Source organism: Nocardia sp. IFM 10818, from assembly GCF_054655275.1.
Map to the genome: position 1 here is coordinate 548026 of NZ_BAAHJH010000001.1, position 15994 is coordinate 564019.

Here is a 15994-nt window from a genome sequence, read left to right on the forward strand (position 1 = left end):
GACTTTCGAGAGGACAAGGGTGACCTCGGACAAGGATGTCTGCGGAACCGATCCTGCGCCCGCACGGTTGACGGTGGGAATCGTCTCGGCGGGACGCGTCGGATCCGCACTCGGTGCGGCACTGGAGCGTGCCGGTCATGTCGTATTCGGCGTCTCCGCGATTTCGGATGCGTCGCTGCGGCGTGCCGCCACGCGGCTGCCGGATTCGCAGGTCCTGCCCGCCGCCGAGGTCGCCGCGCGCAGCGAGTTGCTCATCCTGGCGGTGCCGGACAGCGAACTGGCCGGGCTGATCTCCGGATTGGCGGCGGCCGGGGCCGTGCGGCCGGGCACCATCGTCATGCACACCTCCGGCGCCAATGGCATCGGCATTCTCGCACCGCTCACCGAGCTGGGCGCGCTGCCCATCGCGATTCATCCGGCCATGACCTTCACCGGCCACGACGAGGACGTCGCCCGGCTGGGCAATGCCTGCTTCGGCATCACCGCCGCCGACGAGATCGGTTACGCCATCGCGCAGTCGCTGGTCATCGAGATGGGCGGTGAACCGGTCAAGGTGGCCGAGGAGAATCGCACGCTTTATCACGCCGCCCTCGCGCACGGTAGCAATCACCTGGTCACGCTGATCGTGGATGCCGTCGAGGCGCTGCGGGCCGCGCTGTCCGGTCCGGGACTGCTCGGCCAGCAGGTGGTCGACGATCAGCCGGGCGGGCTCGCCGAGCGCATGCTCGCCCCGTTGGTGTCGGCGGCTCTGGACAATGCGCTGCGCCGCGGCCGGGCCGCGCTGACCGGCCCGGTGGCTCGCGGTGACGTGGCCGCGGTGGCCGCGCATCTGGAGGCGCTCGAAGAGCTGGATCCCAAACTGGCCGCGGGGTATCGCGCGCTGTCGCTGCGGTCGGCCGAGCGCGCGCGGACCAACCCCGCCTTGATCGATCTGCTGGAAGGACCCCGCCTGGACGGTCAGGCCCGGAGGCGGCAGCGGAGCGTCACCACGGAGGGCCCTGACCAGGCGGAGAAAGGACACTGATGGACCCGAAACTGCGTGGCGCGTACAAGCGCGGTGAGCTCACCGTGCTGCACGATCCGGCGGTGGTGCAGTCGGTTGCCAAGGCTTTGCGTTCCGTCGGCCGCAAGGTTGCCCTGGTGCCGACCATGGGCGCGCTGCACGAGGGCCATCTGGAGCTGGTGCGTCTGGCCAAGCGGACCAATCAGGTCGTCATCGTGTCGATCTTCGTGAACCCCTTGCAGTTCAACGAGGCCGCCGATCTGGACAAGTACCCGCGCACCCTCGACGCCGATGTGGAACTGCTGCGCGCCGAGGGCGTGGAGCTGGTGTTCGCGCCCAGCCCGGCCGACATGTACCCGGACGGTCCGCGCACCACCGTGCACGCCGGCCCGCTCGGCGACGAGCTCGAAGGCGCGCACCGACCGGGGCATTTCGCGGGCGTGCTGACCGTGGTGGCCAAGCTGTTCCAGATCTGCCTGCCGCACGAGGCGTTCTTCGGCGAGAAGGATTACCAGCAGCTGACGCTGATCCGGCAGATGGTGCGCGACCTCAATTTCGATCTGAAGATCGTCCCGGTGGTGACCGTGCGCGAGGCGGACGGCCTGGCGCTGTCCTCGCGCAACCGGTTCCTCGATCCGGAGCAGCGCGAGCTGGCGACCACGCTCTCGGCGGCGCTCGCGGCCGGCCGCCATGCCGCCGCCTTCGGCCCCGAAGCGGTGCTGAGGACCGCGCACGAGGTGCTCGCCACCGCGCCCGCTATCGAGCTCGAATACATCGAGCTGCGCGGCTCGGATCTGGGCCCGGTGCAGGCCAGCGGCAATGCCCGCCTGCTCATCGCGGCCCGCGTCGGCAGCACCCGGCTGATCGACAACATCCCCGTCACCGTCGGCGCCCCGATCGACGGCCACCCGACCACCCCCGACCAGCCCACCCAGGCCGTATCGGATCCCGCCCTACTCCCACCCGCGTTTTAAGGAGGCGACGACGATGTTGCGCACCATGATGAAGTCCAAGATCCACCGCGCCACGGTGACGCACGCCGACCTGCACTACGTCGGCTCGGTCACCGTCGACCAGGATCTCCTCGATGCCGCCGATCTGCTGGAAGGCGAGCAGGTCTGCATTGTCGACATCACCAACGGCGCCCGGCTGGAGACCTACGTCATCGCCGGCGAGCGCGGTTCCGGCGTCATCGGAATCAACGGCGCCGCAGCGCATCTGGTGAATCCGGGCGATCTCGTCATCCTCATCGCCTACGCCATGATGGACGAGGCCGAGCTGCGGGAGTACGCCCCGCGCGTGGTGTTCGTGGACGAGGCCAACCGCCAGGTGGAGCTGGGCTCGGATCCGGCGCACGCGCCCGAGGGCTCGGACCTGATCTCGCCGCGCTCGCTGTCCTACGCGCACTGAGCGCCGGGCTCATGCTGCTGACCATCGATGTCCGCAATACCAGCATCGAGCTGGGGCTGTTCTCCGGCAGCGGGAACCACGCGAAGCTGGTGAAACAGTGGCGGATGCATACCAATCCGCTGCTCACCGCCGATGAATTCGCCCTACAGGTGCGCGGCCTGATCGGCGCCGACGCCGATCAGGTGGTGGGCGTCGCGGCGCTGTCCACGGTGCCGCCGGTGCTGCGCGAATTGCGCGAAATGCTGAACCGCTACTGGGGTCATGTCCCGCACGTGGTGGTGGAACCCGGTGTGCGCACCGGAATTCCGTTGCTGGTCGACAATCCCAAGGAAGTCGGCGCGGATCGCATCGTGAACTGCCTGGCGGCCTATCATCGCTTCCAATCCCCGGCCATCGTGGTGGATTTCGGCACCGCCATCTGTGTGGATCTGGTGTCGGCCAAGGGGGAATTCCTGGGCGGCATCATCGCCCCCGGTGTGGAGATCTCCACCGAGGCGCTGGTGGAGCGCAGTGCGCTGCGCCGCGCGGAACTGGCGCGCCCGCGCTCGGTGGTGGGCAAGAACTCCATGGAGTGCATGCAGTCCGGTGCGATTTTCGGTTTCGCCGGATTGGTGGACGGATTGATCGATCGCATTCGCGACGAATTCGACACTTTCGCCGGCGATGACGTCGCGGTGGTGGCGACGGGCGCGAGCGCGCCGCTGATCGTGCCCGAATCCGAGACCATCGAGCACTATGAGCCGCATCTCACACTGGATGGTCTCCGGCTCGTTTACGAGCGCAACCAGCAGCGGAGGGCTCGCTGATTCGCAGAGGGGGGCTGAGCCCCCAAACCCCCTTACGCCGCCGGGGCTATTGACCGGCAGCGATCCGCTGTTAGACTCTGGCCCGTGTCCTACCGCGTGAGCATCCAGGAGTGTTGTCGAGGCTAACCCGCCTCGGCCGTTGTCGAGGCTTCGTACAGCCCTCGTCAACCACACGACTCCTTGGAGATTTCGCTCGTGCGATCTTCTGTTCTTTCCCTACCTGTCGCCGGTACCTCGCGCCTGCTGCCCGAGGTGACCGAACGCGCCACCGCCTCCGCCCTGCCCACCCGGCTGCGCCCGGCCGACCTGCTGCGCCTGACCGACGAGGGCGCCGAGGACGTGCTGGCCGGCCGCTACGATCACCTGCTGCCCGAGGGCGGCCTGTGGCCCACCGAAAAGCGCTGGGCCACCAGGCTCATCGCCGATGACGAGGTGGATCTGTGGCTGATCAGCTGGGTGGCCGACAAACACACCGAACTGCACGATCACGCCGGTTCGCTGGGCGCGCTCACGGTGCTCTCCGGCGCCCTCTCGGAATACCGGTGGAATGGCCGCGATCTGCGCCGGCGCACGCTGACCGCCGGTGATCAGGCCTCTTTCCCGCTCGGCTGGGTGCACGACGTGGTGCGCGCCCCCGAGGCCGAGGCCGGAATTTCCGGTCCGCTCGATCCGACGCTGAGCGTGCACGCCTATTCCCCGCCGCTGACCGCCATGTCCTATTACGAGGTCACCGGTCACGGCACGCTTCGCCGCACCCGTTCCGTTCTCACCGATCAGCCCGAAGGTGAACTCGAATGACGCACTTGACCATCGACGGCATGCTCGCCCAGGCGCGCGAGCGGCTGCGCCGGCTGTATCCGGTGGAATTGCCGCAGGCCATCGCCCGCGGCGCCATTCTGGTGGATATTCGCCCGCAGGCGCAGCGGCTGCGCGAAGGCACGTTGCCGGGCGCGCTCGTCATCGAGCGAAATGTCCTGGAATGGCGTTTGGATCCGTCGAGTGACGCGCGTCTGGCGCTGGCCGCCGACCATGACGTGGAATGGGTCATCGTCTGCTCGGAGGGCTACACCTCGAGCCTGGCAGCCTCCTCGCTGCAGCAGCTGGGCCTGCGCCGGGCCACCGATCTGGTGGGCGGCTACCAGGCCCTCAAAGCCGCCGGACTGCTCATGGTGGCCGCCACCGCTCCGCACTTCGAACGCGAGGTCGCGACTCTCGCCTGGGTCTGATTTCGTTTGCCCGGGCGGCGGGAAAATGGGTTTCCGGGGCACGATAGGCTAAAGCCCCGTGAGCACCTCCAACCCCTCTTCTTCCGCTGATACCACGGCTCCCGCTGGGAAAACCCGTGCCGCGGCCGCTGCGGCCGAGCCCGATGTTCCCGAGCAGATGCGGATTCGCCGGGAGAAGCGGGAGCGGTTGCTGGAGCAGGGCCGCGAGGCCTATCCGGTGGTGATCAACCGCACGCACACCCTCGCCGAAATCCGTGCCGCCTACCCGGATCTGGAAGCCGATGTGCAGACCGGTCTGCGGGTCGGGATTGCCGGGCGCGTCATTTTCGTGCGCAATACCGGCAAACTCTGCTTCGCGACCCTGCAGGAGGGCGACGGCACCAAGCTGCAGGCGATGATCAGCCTCAATGGGGTGGGCGAGGACGCGCTGGCGGCCTGGAAGGCCGATGTGGACCTCGGCGACTTCGTGTACGTGCACGGCGAGGTGATCACTTCCCGCACCGGCGAATTGAGCGTCATGGCCGATGCCTGGGAGATGGCGGCCAAGTCGCTGCGCCCGCTGCCGGTGGCGCACAAGGAGATGAACGAGGAGTCGCGGGTCCGGCAGCGCTATGTCGACCTGATCGTGCGCCCGGAGGCCCGGGAGATGGCCCGCACCCGCGTGGCCGCGGTGCGCGCGCTGCGGAATGCGCTGGAGCGCAGGGGTTTCCTGGAGGTCGAGACCCCGATGCTGCAGACCATCCACGGCGGTGCGGCGGCGCGTCCGTTCGTCACCCACTCCAATGCCCTGGATATGGAGCTCTACCTGCGTATCGCACCGGAGTTGTTCCTCAAGCGGTGCGTTGTGGGTGGGCTGGAGAAGGTCTTCGAGATCAACCGGAACTTCCGCAACGAGGGTGCGGACTCCACCCATTCGCCGGAGTTCGCAATGCTGGAAACCTACGAGGCGTACGGCACCTACGACGATTCCGCGAAGATGATGCGGGAATTGATCCAGGAAGTCGCGCAGGAGGTCTACGGCACGCAGGTCGTCACCCTGGCGGACGGTACCGAATACGATCTGTCCGGTGAGTGGGCGACGGTGGAGATGTACCCGTCGCTGTCCGAGCAGATCGGTGTGGAGGTGACGCCCGAAACTTCCGTCGAGGAATTGCTGGCACTCGCCGATCGGGTGGGTCTGGAAATTCCGCAGGACAAGGGCTACGGTCACGGCAAACTGGTCGAGGAACTGTGGGAGCACGTGTACGGCGACAAGCTGTACGCGCCGACTTTCGTTCGCGACTTCCCCGTGGAGACCTCTCCGCTGACGCGCCAGCATCGCAGCAAGCCCGGGGTTACCGAGAAGTGGGACCTCTATGTCCGCGGGTTCGAACTCGCAACCGGCTATTCCGAACTCGTGGATCCGGTCATCCAGCGCGAACGGTTCATGGACCAAGCGCGTTTGGCCGCAGCGGGCGACGACGAGGCAATGCGTCTGGACGAGGACTTCCTGGCCGCGATGGAGCACGGTATGCCGCCTACGACCGGAACCGGTATGGGTATCGATCGTTTGCTGATGGCCCTGACTGGCTTGGGAATCCGGGAAACGATACTCTTTCCAATTGTGCGTCCATCGGCTCGTTGAGTTCGCTGGATTGCATTGTCGATGCCCGTTCTGGGACTATCGGAATTAGCGGTATTCTGGCGTCGGGTAATCGGCCTAACTATGCGGGTCGCACGATTTCGAGAGGACGTTCATCTCATGGCAAAGAAGGTCACCGTTAGCCTGATCGACGATGTCGACGGTGAGTCCATCGCGGACGAGACCATCGAGTTCGCTATCGATGGCGTCTCGTACGAGATCGACCTGTCGACGGCAAATGCGGCCAAGCTGCGGGACGGTCTGGAGGTTTGGGTTTCCAACGCTCGTCGCGTGAGCGGCCGCCGTCGTACCAAGGCCGCTGCTGCGGCGACCGCGGGCCCGAAGAGCCGGGTCTCGATCGATCGCGAACAAAGTGCCGCGATTCGTGAATGGGCTCGCCGTAATGGACACAAGGTTTCGGCGCGCGGACGTATCTCCGCGGACATCACCGAGGCGTACAACAAGGCTGCGGCGAAGAACTAGTGCTCTTTGCGACTGCCGCTCGGGTGTTTCGTGCGAACCCGGGCGGCAGTGGTTTGTTCATACGCTTTGCGTATAACTCGTTTGGGTAGTGCCTGCCCATCTCCGAGCCACGATCTTGCTCGTGCCCCTGCGGCACGGCACCATTGAAACTGTGCGAACGATGTCACTGGCTGGATGTAGAGAAGAGGTATCGGCGCAGTGACCGCATTTCCGGGTTCATTCCTGCGAGTCAAGGATCACGAGGGCCAGCAGCACGAGCTGATGCTGACTCCTGATCAGCCGCGCATCACCATCGGCCGCTCGCCCCAGGCCGATCTGTCGCTGTTCTGGGATGCCGAGGTGTCGCGGCTGCACGCGACCGCGGAATATCTGGGTGCGCACTGGACCATCGTCGATGACGGGCTCTCGCGCAATGGCACGTTCGTTAATGGAGACCGACTGGTTGGTAGGCATCGGCTCCAGCCCGGTGACGTCATCCGCATGGGCACCTCCCGGGTCACCTTCCACGATTTCAGCGGCGCCGCAGGCGATATCACGCAGACCTCCACCGGCGGCCTGCCCACGCTGCGCTCGCTCACCGAAACCCAGCGCTCGGTCCTGATCGCGCTGTGCCGCCCGCTGCGCGGCAATGACGGTTTCGCCTCGCCGGCCTCCAATCAGCAGATCGCCGCCGAGCTGTTCCTCAGCGTGGACGCCATCAAGACCCATCTGCGCGCGCTGTTCGCCAAGTTCGGCGTGGAAGACCTGCCGCAGAACGCCAAGCGGGTGCGCCTGGCCAATCTGGCGCTGCAATCCGGAGTCATCTCCGAACGGGATTTGTAGCCCCCGGAATTGGGGGCGCGGTGGTGTTGTGGACGCCCGCTCATGTGTGCGAGCTTCTCGGCCATGGAGACCCGCTCCCGGTCCCGGTTGACTGGAAGTCGTTGATCGCCCGGGAATTCCGCGGGTGGCAGATCCAGTCAGGAGAGTTTCATGTTCGCACTTCGCATCGCCGCACTGGTGGCGGCCACGCTGTCGACCGGGCTGATCGCCGGAGTGTTCTACGCGTACGCCAACTCGGTCATGCTGGCGCTTCGGCAGTCCGACGATCGCACCATGATCGACGTGATGCAGAAGATCAATGTGGTGATCCTCAATCCGTGGTTCATGATCGGCTTCCTGGGCACCGTCGGATTCTCGGTGCTGGCGGTGGCCCTGCACCTCGGCAAAGATGTTCGCACCACGCTGATCTGGCTGGTGGTGGCTTTGGTGCTCAATATCATTGCGTTCGCGGTGACCGCGGGGCTGAACGTGCCGCTGAACAACCAGCTGGAGGCGGCGGGCGATCCCGGGCAGATCGCCGATCTGGCGGCGGTGCGCGCCCAGTTCGAGTCCGCCTGGATCCGCTGGAACATCCTGCGCGCGGTGCTGCACACCCTGGCCTTCCTGGTGCTGTGCGGTGCGCTGTTCGTGGCGGGCATGCAGCACGGCAAGTCCGAGTCGGCGGCGCAGCCGGCGGGCGTGGCGGCGGGTTACGCGCCGGGCCGGTAATAACCGGTACTGACAGCAACAGGTTTCATAAATTACCCGTCGGTAAGGCTCTTGCCTGGAACGCGTTCCGGTTACGTTACCGGAACGCGTTCTATTTTTTGGAGGGGCTCATGCGACGTGCGCTGCTGCGCCGTTCGCCGGGATCGATGCTGGTCATGGCTGTTCTGGCGATGTTATGGGTGGGGGCGAGCGGCACCGCTCGCGCGGAATATCCGGTCGACTACAACTTCTTCGCGGGCATCCCGTACGAGCTGGCGAATCCCGGTGGCTCCCTGCCGGGTTCCAATGACTGGTCGTGCAGACCGACCGCCGCGCATCCGAATCCGGTGGTGCTGCTGCACGGCACCGCGGGCGGCGCGCAGACCAACTGGGGCGCCTACGCTCCGCTGCTGGCCAATGAGGGCTACTGCGTGTACGCGCTCACCTACGGCAGCCTGGATCTGCCGTTCCCGCTGAACGCGCTGGGCGGGCTGCGACCGGTGCCCGAAAGCGCCGCGCAGGTCTCGGCTTTCGTGGATCGCGTGCTGGCCGCCACGGGCGCGGCGCGCGTGGATTTCGTCAGCCACTCGCAGGGCAGCATTGTCGGCCAGTACATGGTGAAACGCCTCGGCGGCGCGGCGAAGGTGGAGCGGTTCGTCTCCATCGCCGGCCCGTGGATCGGCGGCGCGGGCGATCAGATGGACATGGTGCGCACCATGGGACGGCAGCTCGGCATCGAGCCCGACACCGTGGACAACATGATCGTGGGCAGCGTCTGCTACGTCTGCTCGCAAATGCTGGGCGGCTCCGGCTTCATGACCGCGCTCAATGCCGACGGCGTCTACGCCCCGCAGGTCACCTACACCAATATCGCGACCAGATACGACGAGATCGCCTTCCCCTATACGGCCGGTCTGATCGAAGCGCCCAATGCGGTGAACATCGTGGTGCAGGATGGCTGCGCGACCGACTTCTCCGAGCACATGGCCATCGCCGGCAGTCCCCGCACCGCGGGCTTCATGCTCAATGCCCTCGATCCGGCGCATCCGCGGCCGGTCGTCTGCGAGTTCATCCCGCCCTTCACGGGGTAATCCGCCCGTGTTCGCTGTGGGCGTAGCCGGGGTGGAAACGTTCCCGGCTACAGCCCCGTTATGAGGGAATGAGTCGTACTGTCGCCGGTTCGCAATAGGGTGGACGGACGACGGGCGTGACCCCTGCCAACTAGAGTGGGAGGTGGGGGATGCAACCCCAGGGCTTCATGGCAGGCTGGCGACCAGAAGGGCAGCACAGGGTCTGAAGCGCCGGATGCCGTAGACGGCGGAGCAGGAGAGTGAGGGAGCGATGTTCGAGAGGTTCACCGACCGCGCGCGGCGGGTCGTTGTCCTGGCCCAAGAAGAGGCCCGGATGCTCAACCACAACTACATCGGCACCGAGCACATCCTGCTTGGCCTGATTCACGAGGGTGAGGGTGTCGCGGCGAAGTCCCTGGAGTCCCTGGGCATTTCGCTGGAGGGTGTGCGGTCGCAGGTCGAGGAGATCATCGGGCAGGGCCAGCAGGCGCCGTCCGGTCACATTCCCTTCACCCCGCGTGCCAAGAAGGTGCTGGAGCTGTCGCTGCGCGAAGCGCTGCAGCTCGGCCACAACTACATCGGCACCGAGCACATCCTGCTCGGCCTGATCCGCGAGGGTGAGGGCGTCGCGGCGCAGGTGCTGGTCAAGCTGGGCGCGGACCTCAACCGCGTGCGCCAGCAGGTCATCCAGCTGCTGTCCGGCTACCAGGGCGGCAAGGAGGCCGTGGAGTCCGGCACCCGCGGTGAGGCGGGCACCCCGTCCACCTCGCTGGTGCTCGACCAGTTCGGCCGCAACCTGACCCAGGCCGCCCTCGAGGGCAAGCTGGATCCGGTCATCGGGCGCTCGAAGGAGATCGAGCGCGTCATGCAGGTGCTGAGCCGCCGCACCAAGAACAACCCGGTCCTCATCGGCGAGCCCGGTGTGGGTAAGACCGCCGTGGTCGAGGGCCTGGCGCAGGCCATCGTGAACGGCGAGGTCCCGGAGACGCTGAAGGACAAGCAGCTCTACACCCTCGACCTGGGTTCCCTGGTCGCGGGCAGCCGCTACCGCGGTGATTTCGAGGAGCGCCTGAAGAAGGTGCTCAAGGAGATCAACACCCGCGGCGACATCATCTTGTTCATCGACGAGCTGCACACCCTGGTGGGTGCGGGCGCGGCCGAGGGCGCCATCGACGCGGCCTCCATCCTCAAGCCCAAGCTGGCTCGCGGTGAGCTGCAGACCATCGGCGCCACCACGCTCGACGAGTACCGCAAGTACATCGAGAAGGATGCCGCGCTGGAGCGCCGCTTCCAGCCGGTGCAGGTGGGCGAGCCGACCGTCGAGCACACCATCAATATCCTCAAGGGTCTGCGCGACCGTTACGAGGCGCACCACCGGGTGTCCATCACCGATGGCGCGCTGGTCGCGGCCGCCACGCTGGCCGACCGCTACATCAACGACCGCTTCCTGCCGGACAAGGCCATCGACCTCATCGACGAGGCGGGCGCGCGCATGCGCATCCGCCGGATGACCGCGCCGCCGGACCTGCGCGAATTCGACGACAAGATCGCCGAGGCGCGCCGGGAGAAGGAGTCCGCGATCGACGCGCAGGACTTCGAGAAGGCCGCGCGGCTGCGCGACAAGGAGAAGCAGCTCGTCGCCAAGCGGGCCGAGCGCGAGAAGCAGTGGCGCTCCGGCGATCTGGATGTCGTGGCCGAGGTCGACGACGAGCAGATCGCGGAGGTCCTCGCGAACTGGACCGGTATCCCGGTGTTCAAGCTCACCGAGGAGGAGACCACCCGTCTGCTCCGTATGGAGGACGAGCTGCACAAGCGGATCATCGGCCAGGAGGATGCGGTCAAGGCCGTGTCCAAGGCCATCCGCCGCACCCGCGCCGGTCTGAAGGACCCCAAGCGTCCCTCGGGCTCGTTCATCTTCGCCGGTCCCTCCGGCGTCGGTAAGACCGAGCTGTCCAAGGCGCTGGCGAACTTCCTGTTCGGCGATGACGACGCGCTCATCCAGATCGACATGGGCGAGTTCCACGACCGCTTCACCGCGTCGCGGCTCTTCGGCGCCCCTCCGGGCTACGTGGGCTACGAAGAGGGCGGCCAGCTCACCGAGAAGGTGCGCCGCAAGCCGTTCTCGGTGGTGCTGTTCGACGAGATCGAGAAGGCCCACCAGGAGATCTACAACACCCTGTTGCAGGTCCTCGAGGACGGCCGCCTCACCGACGGCCAGGGTCGCACGGTCGACTTCAAGAACACGGTGCTGATCTTCACCTCGAACCTCGGCACGCAGGACATCTCGAAGGCGGTCGGCCTCGGCTTCGCGCAGTCGAACGTGGAGGGCTCGAACTACGAGCGGATGAAGCTCAAGGTCAACGACGAGCTGAAGAAGCACTTCCGCCCCGAATTCCTCAACCGCATCGACGATGTCATCGTCTTCCACCAGCTGACCACGGATCAGATCGTGCAGATGGTGGACCTGATGATCGGCCGCGTCGCCAAGCAGCTGAAGAACAAGGACATGGAGATCGAGCTGTCCCCGCAGGCCAAGTCCCTGCTGGCCAAGCGCGGCTTCGATCCCGTGCTCGGCGCCCGCCCGCTGCGCCGCACCATCCAGCGCGAGATCGAGGATCAGCTCTCGGAGAAGATCCTCTTCGGCGAGCTGGGCGCCGGCCAGACCGTGGTCGTGGACGTCGAGGGCTGGGACGGCGAAGGCCAGGGCGAGAACGCCAAGTTCACCTTCACCGGCAAGGCCAAGCTGACCAAGAAGGACTCCGGCGAGGAGAAGCCGGTCGTCGCCCTCGCGGGTGATGCCCCGGCTGCTGCCGCCTCCGGCGAGTAACGGTCCGTTCGAAAGCCCCTCTCACTACTGGTGAGAGGGGCTTTCTCCGTTCCGGTCAGGAAATTCGATGGCGTCTCGGTGATGGTTTCGGCCATCCTCGATCGGGGGCGGGCGACGAAAGGACCGTATTGCTCACCGAAGATCAGATTGCCGCATTCATTGCCGACGGATTCGTGAAAGTGGAGGCGGCGTTCGCGCCCGAGGTGGCCGCGGCCGGTCGGGCGATCCTCTGGAAGGCGAGCGGATGCGATCCGGACGATCCGGCTACCTGGACCCAGCCGGTGATCCGGCTCGGCGAGCAGACCGAAGCGCCGTTCGCGCAGGCCGCCACCGCACCCGCACTCCGCGAGGCATTCGACCAACTTGTTGGACCGGGACGTTGGCTACCTCGAAACAGTCTGGGCACCTTTCCCATCCGCTTCCCGAGCCGGAAATCCCCGGGTGACGATGGCTGGCATATCGATGTCAGCTTTCCCGGCGACGAGCCGCTGGACTACATGCAGTGGCGGGTCAATGTGCAGTCGAAGGGTCGCGCATTGCTCATGCTCTTCCTGTTCTCCGATATCGAGGACGAGGACGCGCCGACCCGCATTCGTGTCGGCTCGCACTTGCGCCTGCCGAAACTGTTGCAGCCCTTCGGCGAAGCAGGCGCGATGTTGGGGCAGCTGACCATGGATCGGTCGACCGCCGATCTACGCCAGGTTCTCGCCACCGGCCGCGCGGGTGATGTGTACCTCTGCCATCCGTTTCTCGTGCATGCCGCACAACCCCACCATGGTCGAAACCCCCGCTTCTTGGCACAGCCGCCGTTGTTGCTGCGCGAACCGTGCGTCCTGGATAGGGCGGACGGCGCGTATTCGCCGGTTGAGCAGGCGATTCGGCAGGGTTTGGCCGCTTAGCGGCAGCGCGCGAGAATCGGGGCGAACGGCTCGGCGAGCTCAGCGGGAACGAGGAGTTCGTCGATGCCATACTTCTCGCGGCGGTATTCCAGGAGCTCGGCCGCCTCGGCCGGATCGGCGGGGATGAGGGCCGCGGCCCCGGAGTCGCGCAGCTGGTCGCTGGTTAGCCCCATGCGGGCGGACAGGTAGTAGGGGAGCTGGATGCCGACTCCGACGGCCTGGAGGGTGAAGGCGATGGGGCGGTCGGTGTGGTCGCGGACGGTGGCGACGATTTCGGCGATGTCGTTCTCGGTGGCGGAGGGGTCCACGGCGAGGTGGATGCGGTCGGCGAGTTCGGCGGCGGTGGCCAGCATGCGGGGGCCGCTGGCGGCGATGACGATGGCGGGGGTGGGTTGGACGCCGGCGCGGACCGCTTCGATGGTGGTGACGAGGTGGCGGCGGCGGTCGCCGCCGGAACCCCAAGGTACGCCGAACTTCTCGGCCTCGGCTTGGGCGTCGGGTCGCCCGGCGCCGATTCCCAGTTCGAAGCGGCCGTCGGAAAGCATTTGCAGGGCCGCGGTTTCGCGGACGGTGGCGGCGGCCGAGCGCATGGGGGCGGCCAGCACAGTAGGGCGCAGCCGGATGGTGGAGGTGACGGCGGCCGCGGCGGCCAGGGCGGGGAAGGGGGACGGGGTGTAGAGGGTATCGGGGAGTTGGATGGAGCCGTAGCCCTGCTGCTCCGCATTCCGAACGGTACGAACCCAGTCGCTGCCGGAGCGGGGGACGGTGACGAGGCCGAAGTTCATGCTCATGGGTCGAGCATGCGCGCGGCCGATTGTCGGCGAATCGGTTTCCAGGCGGCACCTCGACTACGTCCGCTGACGTATTCGCACCTTCGCCCCACACCGAAACCGCCGGTACCGCAAGGTTTTGCCACGGTCGATCGTAAGCGGGCGAGCGTAGCGTCGATGGGGTTGGTAACAAGCCGCTCAGGGGTCGACCATGACGAATCCGGATCTCACACTCATAGCCGTACTGCTGGACCGCTCCGGCTCCATGCAGTCCATCAAGTCCGATACCGAAGGCGGATTCAACGCCTATATGGAGCAGCAGCGCGAGGTGCCCAAACAGATCGAGGTGACCCTCGCCCAGTTCGATACCGAATACGAGGTGGTGTACAAGAATCGCCCGCTCGCCGAGGTCCCGCCCCTGAAGCTGGAGCCGCGCGGCATGACCGCCCTCTACGACGCGGTAGGCAAGCTCACCACCGAGGTCGGCGCGGAGCTGGCGGCCCGCCCCGACCACCGGCGCCCGGGCACGGTCATCATCGTCGTGCTCACCGACGGCCACGAGAACTCGAGCCGGGAGTGGTCGCACTCCGCCGTGAAATCCCTGATCACCCAGCAGCAGGACGTCTACAAATGGAACTTCCTGTTCCTCGGCGCGAATATGGACGCGGTGGCCATCGGCACCGAGATGGGCTTCTCGCCCCGCCAATCCATTACCTACGCCGCCGCTCCGCAGGGCGTCTCCGGTGTCTTCCGTGCCGCCGCCTCCTACACCGGCCGCATCCAATCGGCCGCGCCCGGCGAGGCTTTCGCCGATGACGGCTTCACGGATGCCGAGCGCGACCAGTCGAATCCGGGACGCTGACCGTCACGCGCCGGTCAGGGCGAGTATGTCGCGATAGCTCGGGATGGTGGGGGTGACCGGCCGGTCGTCGAGGATGGTGCGGGCGAGGTCGGCGACCGTGCCCAGGGCGGCCCGGTACAGGAGGGAACCGGTGCTGATACGCGCGACGCCCAGTTCGGTGAGGGTGGTGAGGGAGGGGCCGGTCGCCGAGTAGAGGAGGTTGAGTGGGAGGGGTACCGCGGCGACGAACTTTTCGATGCTGTCCGGGGCGGTGAGGCCGGGGACGAAGATGCCGTCGGCTCCGGCCTGTTCGTAGCGGTGGGCTCGATCGATCGTCGAATCCTCGTCGCGCTGCTGCCAGTACGTGTCCGTGCGGGCGTTGACGAAGATGCCGGGGGTGCGGGCCTTGACGGTGGCGATGAGGGCGGCGTGGTCCTCGGGTGCGGCGAGCGCGGTATTGGCGCGGGCGTCTTCGAGGTTGACCCCGGCTATGCCCAGTTCGGCGAGTTCGGCGACGAATTCGGCCACCTCGCCTGGATTCTCGCTGAAACCGGCTTCGATGTCGACGGTCACGGGGATCGGCAGGCGGGCGAGCCTGGTTGCCAGGGCGAGGGTTTCGGCGCGGGTCGCGCCTTCGCCGTCGGCGAGACCGGCCGCGACCGCCACACCCAGGCTGGTGGTGGCGACAGCCGGGAATCCGGCGGCGGCGAGCATGGCGGCGGAGCCGAAATCCCAGGCGTTGGGGAGGATCAGCGGGCCGGGGCCGTGGTGCAGGGCGTGGAAGATGTCCGTGTTGGTCATTGCTGGGCTCCTTCGAGAAGGCCGGCGGCGAGGGCGATGGCGTGCTCCCGGCCGGGACAGGCGTGCGGGCCGGCGCCGAAACCCAGTCCCGGATGGCGCATATCGAGCTCGACGAGTTCGCCGTCGATGACGCGGCGGGTGGAACGCAGGGGCGGGTTCTCGTGCATGGTGCGGGCGATGCGTTCGTCGGGGGTGCCGGTGGTTTCGGTTTCGCGGACGTTCGCCAGCAGGGCGTCGGTGGCGGCGCAGGCCTGGACCAGGACGCAGATCTTGGCGGCGGTCACCTCGTCGGCGGTGCCGCCGCAGGCCGCGACCAGTTCGACGACGGCGGCATCGGCGGCGGAACTGCCCGGCTCGTGCGGATGATAGTGGGCGGCAACGATTTTCACGGCGTCGACCGAAGCGCCGGGTAGGGCGAGGGCCTCGATCAACACCTCGACGTGGGCGAGCGGCCGGTCGGCGGCCGCGCGGGCGCGGGCGCGGAGGTCGGCGGGGGACAGTCGGTCGAGTTCGGCGATCACGAGGGCGCGGCGGCGGACGTGGTCCGGGCCGTCGCTGAAGCGCGGGACGTGGGCGCGCAGCCAGGCCAGGCCGATCGGGTCGCGAACCGGCGGGACGTGGGGGACGGGCGCCTGGGTCAGGGCGGTGCGCACCTGGTCGGGATCGGTCAGGAAGGGGCAGGTCCGGGGCATGGTCAGACGGTATGCCCGGAATATTTCGGTGGCCGC

Annotated in this window: 17 protein-coding genes; 14 read left to right on the plus strand and 3 right to left on the minus strand. The window is 66.9% G+C overall.

Features of this window, described 5'->3' with window-relative positions:
- Positions 1 to 19: 19 nt before the first annotated feature.
- From ACYQ5L_RS02635 to ACYQ5L_RS02695, 13 genes are all read left to right on the plus strand, one after another.
- Positions 20 to 1024, plus strand: coding sequence for a Rossmann-like and DUF2520 domain-containing protein (locus ACYQ5L_RS02635; protein WP_459955229.1), 1005 nt, complete (start codon positions 20 to 22; stop codon positions 1022 to 1024).
- A complete protein-coding gene (gene panC, locus ACYQ5L_RS02640) occupies positions 1024 to 1977 on the plus strand; it encodes a pantoate--beta-alanine ligase (RefSeq protein WP_459955230.1) in 954 nt (317 codons plus the stop codon). Before ACYQ5L_RS02635 ends, panC begins: the two co-directional genes overlap by 1 nt.
- 13 nt (positions 1978 to 1990) lie before the next feature.
- Positions 1991 to 2413: an aspartate 1-decarboxylase gene (gene panD / locus ACYQ5L_RS02645; protein ID WP_459955231.1), complete on the plus strand. Its 423-nt coding sequence runs from the start codon at positions 1991 to 1993 to the stop codon at positions 2411 to 2413.
- Between the two features lie 11 nt (positions 2414 to 2424).
- Positions 2425 to 3219 carry a type III pantothenate kinase gene (locus ACYQ5L_RS02650; RefSeq protein WP_459955232.1) on the plus strand — a complete coding sequence of 265 codons (795 nt, stop codon included), beginning with the start codon at positions 2425 to 2427 and terminating at the stop codon, positions 3217 to 3219.
- Positions 3220 to 3459: 240 nt separating this feature from the next.
- Positions 3460 to 4017 (plus strand): cupin domain-containing protein, encoded by a 558-nt coding sequence (locus ACYQ5L_RS02655; protein WP_459963299.1) that lies wholly within the window; start codon positions 3460 to 3462, stop codon positions 4015 to 4017.
- Between the two features lie 5 nt (positions 4018 to 4022).
- Complete coding sequence (locus ACYQ5L_RS02660) at positions 4023 to 4445, plus strand: rhodanese-like domain-containing protein (RefSeq protein ID WP_459963300.1); 423 nt, start codon at positions 4023 to 4025, stop codon at positions 4443 to 4445.
- Between the two features lie 157 nt (positions 4446 to 4602).
- The gene (gene lysS, locus ACYQ5L_RS02665) at positions 4603 to 6069 is read left to right on the plus strand and encodes a lysine--tRNA ligase (protein WP_459963301.1); all 1467 of its coding nucleotides are present in this window, start codon (positions 4603 to 4605) and stop codon (positions 6067 to 6069) included.
- Positions 6070 to 6186: 117 nt separating this feature from the next.
- Positions 6187 to 6549 (plus strand): histone-like nucleoid-structuring protein Lsr2, encoded by a 363-nt coding sequence (locus ACYQ5L_RS02670; RefSeq protein ID WP_379192277.1) that lies wholly within the window; start codon positions 6187 to 6189, stop codon positions 6547 to 6549.
- Positions 6550 to 6747: 198 nt separating this feature from the next.
- The gene (locus tag ACYQ5L_RS02675) at positions 6748 to 7371 is read left to right on the plus strand and encodes an FHA domain-containing protein (protein WP_379192279.1); all 624 of its coding nucleotides are present in this window, start codon (positions 6748 to 6750) and stop codon (positions 7369 to 7371) included.
- Positions 7372 to 7521: 150 nt separating this feature from the next.
- Entirely contained in the window at positions 7522 to 8079 is a 558-nt protein-coding gene (locus ACYQ5L_RS02680; protein WP_459955233.1) for an anthrone oxygenase family protein, read from the plus strand.
- A 110-nt stretch (positions 8080 to 8189) separates the two neighbouring features.
- Positions 8190 to 9149 (plus strand): esterase/lipase family protein, encoded by a 960-nt coding sequence (locus tag ACYQ5L_RS02685; RefSeq protein WP_459955234.1) that lies wholly within the window; start codon positions 8190 to 8192, stop codon positions 9147 to 9149.
- 250 nt (positions 9150 to 9399) lie between these two features.
- Entirely contained in the window at positions 9400 to 11955 is a 2556-nt protein-coding gene (locus ACYQ5L_RS02690; RefSeq protein WP_379192283.1) for an ATP-dependent Clp protease ATP-binding subunit, read from the plus strand.
- 128 nt (positions 11956 to 12083) lie between these two features.
- Positions 12084 to 12854: a phytanoyl-CoA dioxygenase family protein gene (locus tag ACYQ5L_RS02695; RefSeq protein WP_459955235.1), complete on the plus strand. Its 771-nt coding sequence runs from the start codon at positions 12084 to 12086 to the stop codon at positions 12852 to 12854.
- Here the strand turns inward: ACYQ5L_RS02695 and ACYQ5L_RS02700 are convergent.
- Positions 12851 to 13645, minus strand: a complete 795-nt coding sequence (locus ACYQ5L_RS02700) for an LLM class flavin-dependent oxidoreductase (protein ID WP_459955236.1) — start codon at positions 13643 to 13645, stop codon at positions 12851 to 12853. The two genes, ACYQ5L_RS02695 and ACYQ5L_RS02700, sit on opposite strands and share 4 nt — an antisense overlap.
- A 190-nt stretch (positions 13646 to 13835) precedes the next feature.
- Between ACYQ5L_RS02700 and ACYQ5L_RS02705 the strand changes: the two genes are divergently transcribed.
- On the plus strand, positions 13836 to 14486 hold the full coding sequence (locus tag ACYQ5L_RS02705; RefSeq protein ID WP_459955237.1) for a vWA domain-containing protein: 651 nt from the start codon (positions 13836 to 13838) through the stop codon (positions 14484 to 14486).
- Positions 14487 to 14489: 3 nt separating this feature from the next.
- Here the strand turns inward: ACYQ5L_RS02705 and ACYQ5L_RS02710 are convergent, their stop codons facing one another.
- Both ACYQ5L_RS02710 and ACYQ5L_RS02715 read right to left on the minus strand, forming a co-directional pair.
- Positions 14490 to 15266 (minus strand): isocitrate lyase/PEP mutase family protein, encoded by a 777-nt coding sequence (locus ACYQ5L_RS02710; protein WP_459955238.1) that lies wholly within the window; start codon positions 15264 to 15266, stop codon positions 14490 to 14492.
- Positions 15263 to 15958, minus strand: a complete 696-nt coding sequence (locus tag ACYQ5L_RS02715) for a hypothetical protein (RefSeq protein WP_459955239.1) — start codon at positions 15956 to 15958, stop codon at positions 15263 to 15265. Before ACYQ5L_RS02715 ends, ACYQ5L_RS02710 begins: the two co-directional genes overlap by 4 nt.
- Positions 15959 to 15994: the final 36 nt, after the last annotated feature.

What these genes read in the sequence shown, in the direction of transcription:
- panC (WP_459955230.1), top strand. Translation starts at nt 1,024, where the DNA reads ATGGACCCGAAACTGCGTGGCGCGTACAAGCGCGGTGAGCTCACCGTG.
- panD (WP_459955231.1), top strand. Translation starts at nt 1,991, where the DNA reads ATGTTGCGCACCATGATGAAGTCCAAGATCCACCGCGCCACGGTGACG.
- ACYQ5L_RS02650 (WP_459955232.1), top strand. Translation starts at nt 2,425, where the DNA reads ATGCTGCTGACCATCGATGTCCGCAATACCAGCATCGAGCTGGGGCTG.
- lysS (WP_459963301.1), top strand. Translation starts at nt 4,603, where the DNA reads ATGCGGATTCGCCGGGAGAAGCGGGAGCGGTTGCTGGAGCAGGGCCGC.
- ACYQ5L_RS02670 (WP_379192277.1), top strand. Translation starts at nt 6,187, where the DNA reads ATGGCAAAGAAGGTCACCGTTAGCCTGATCGACGATGTCGACGGTGAG.
- ACYQ5L_RS02680 (WP_459955233.1), top strand. Translation starts at nt 7,522, where the DNA reads ATGTTCGCACTTCGCATCGCCGCACTGGTGGCGGCCACGCTGTCGACC.
- ACYQ5L_RS02685 (WP_459955234.1), top strand. Translation starts at nt 8,190, where the DNA reads ATGCGACGTGCGCTGCTGCGCCGTTCGCCGGGATCGATGCTGGTCATG.
- ACYQ5L_RS02690 (WP_379192283.1), top strand. Translation starts at nt 9,400, where the DNA reads ATGTTCGAGAGGTTCACCGACCGCGCGCGGCGGGTCGTTGTCCTGGCC.
- ACYQ5L_RS02700 (WP_459955236.1), bottom strand. Translation starts at nt 13,645, where the DNA reads ATGAGCATGAACTTCGGCCTCGTCACCGTCCCCCGCTCCGGCAGCGAC.
- ACYQ5L_RS02705 (WP_459955237.1), top strand. Translation starts at nt 13,836, where the DNA reads ATGACGAATCCGGATCTCACACTCATAGCCGTACTGCTGGACCGCTCC.
- ACYQ5L_RS02710 (WP_459955238.1), bottom strand. Translation starts at nt 15,266, where the DNA reads ATGACCAACACGGACATCTTCCACGCCCTGCACCACGGCCCCGGCCCG.
- ACYQ5L_RS02715 (WP_459955239.1), bottom strand. Translation starts at nt 15,958, where the DNA reads ATGCCCCGGACCTGCCCCTTCCTGACCGATCCCGACCAGGTGCGCACC.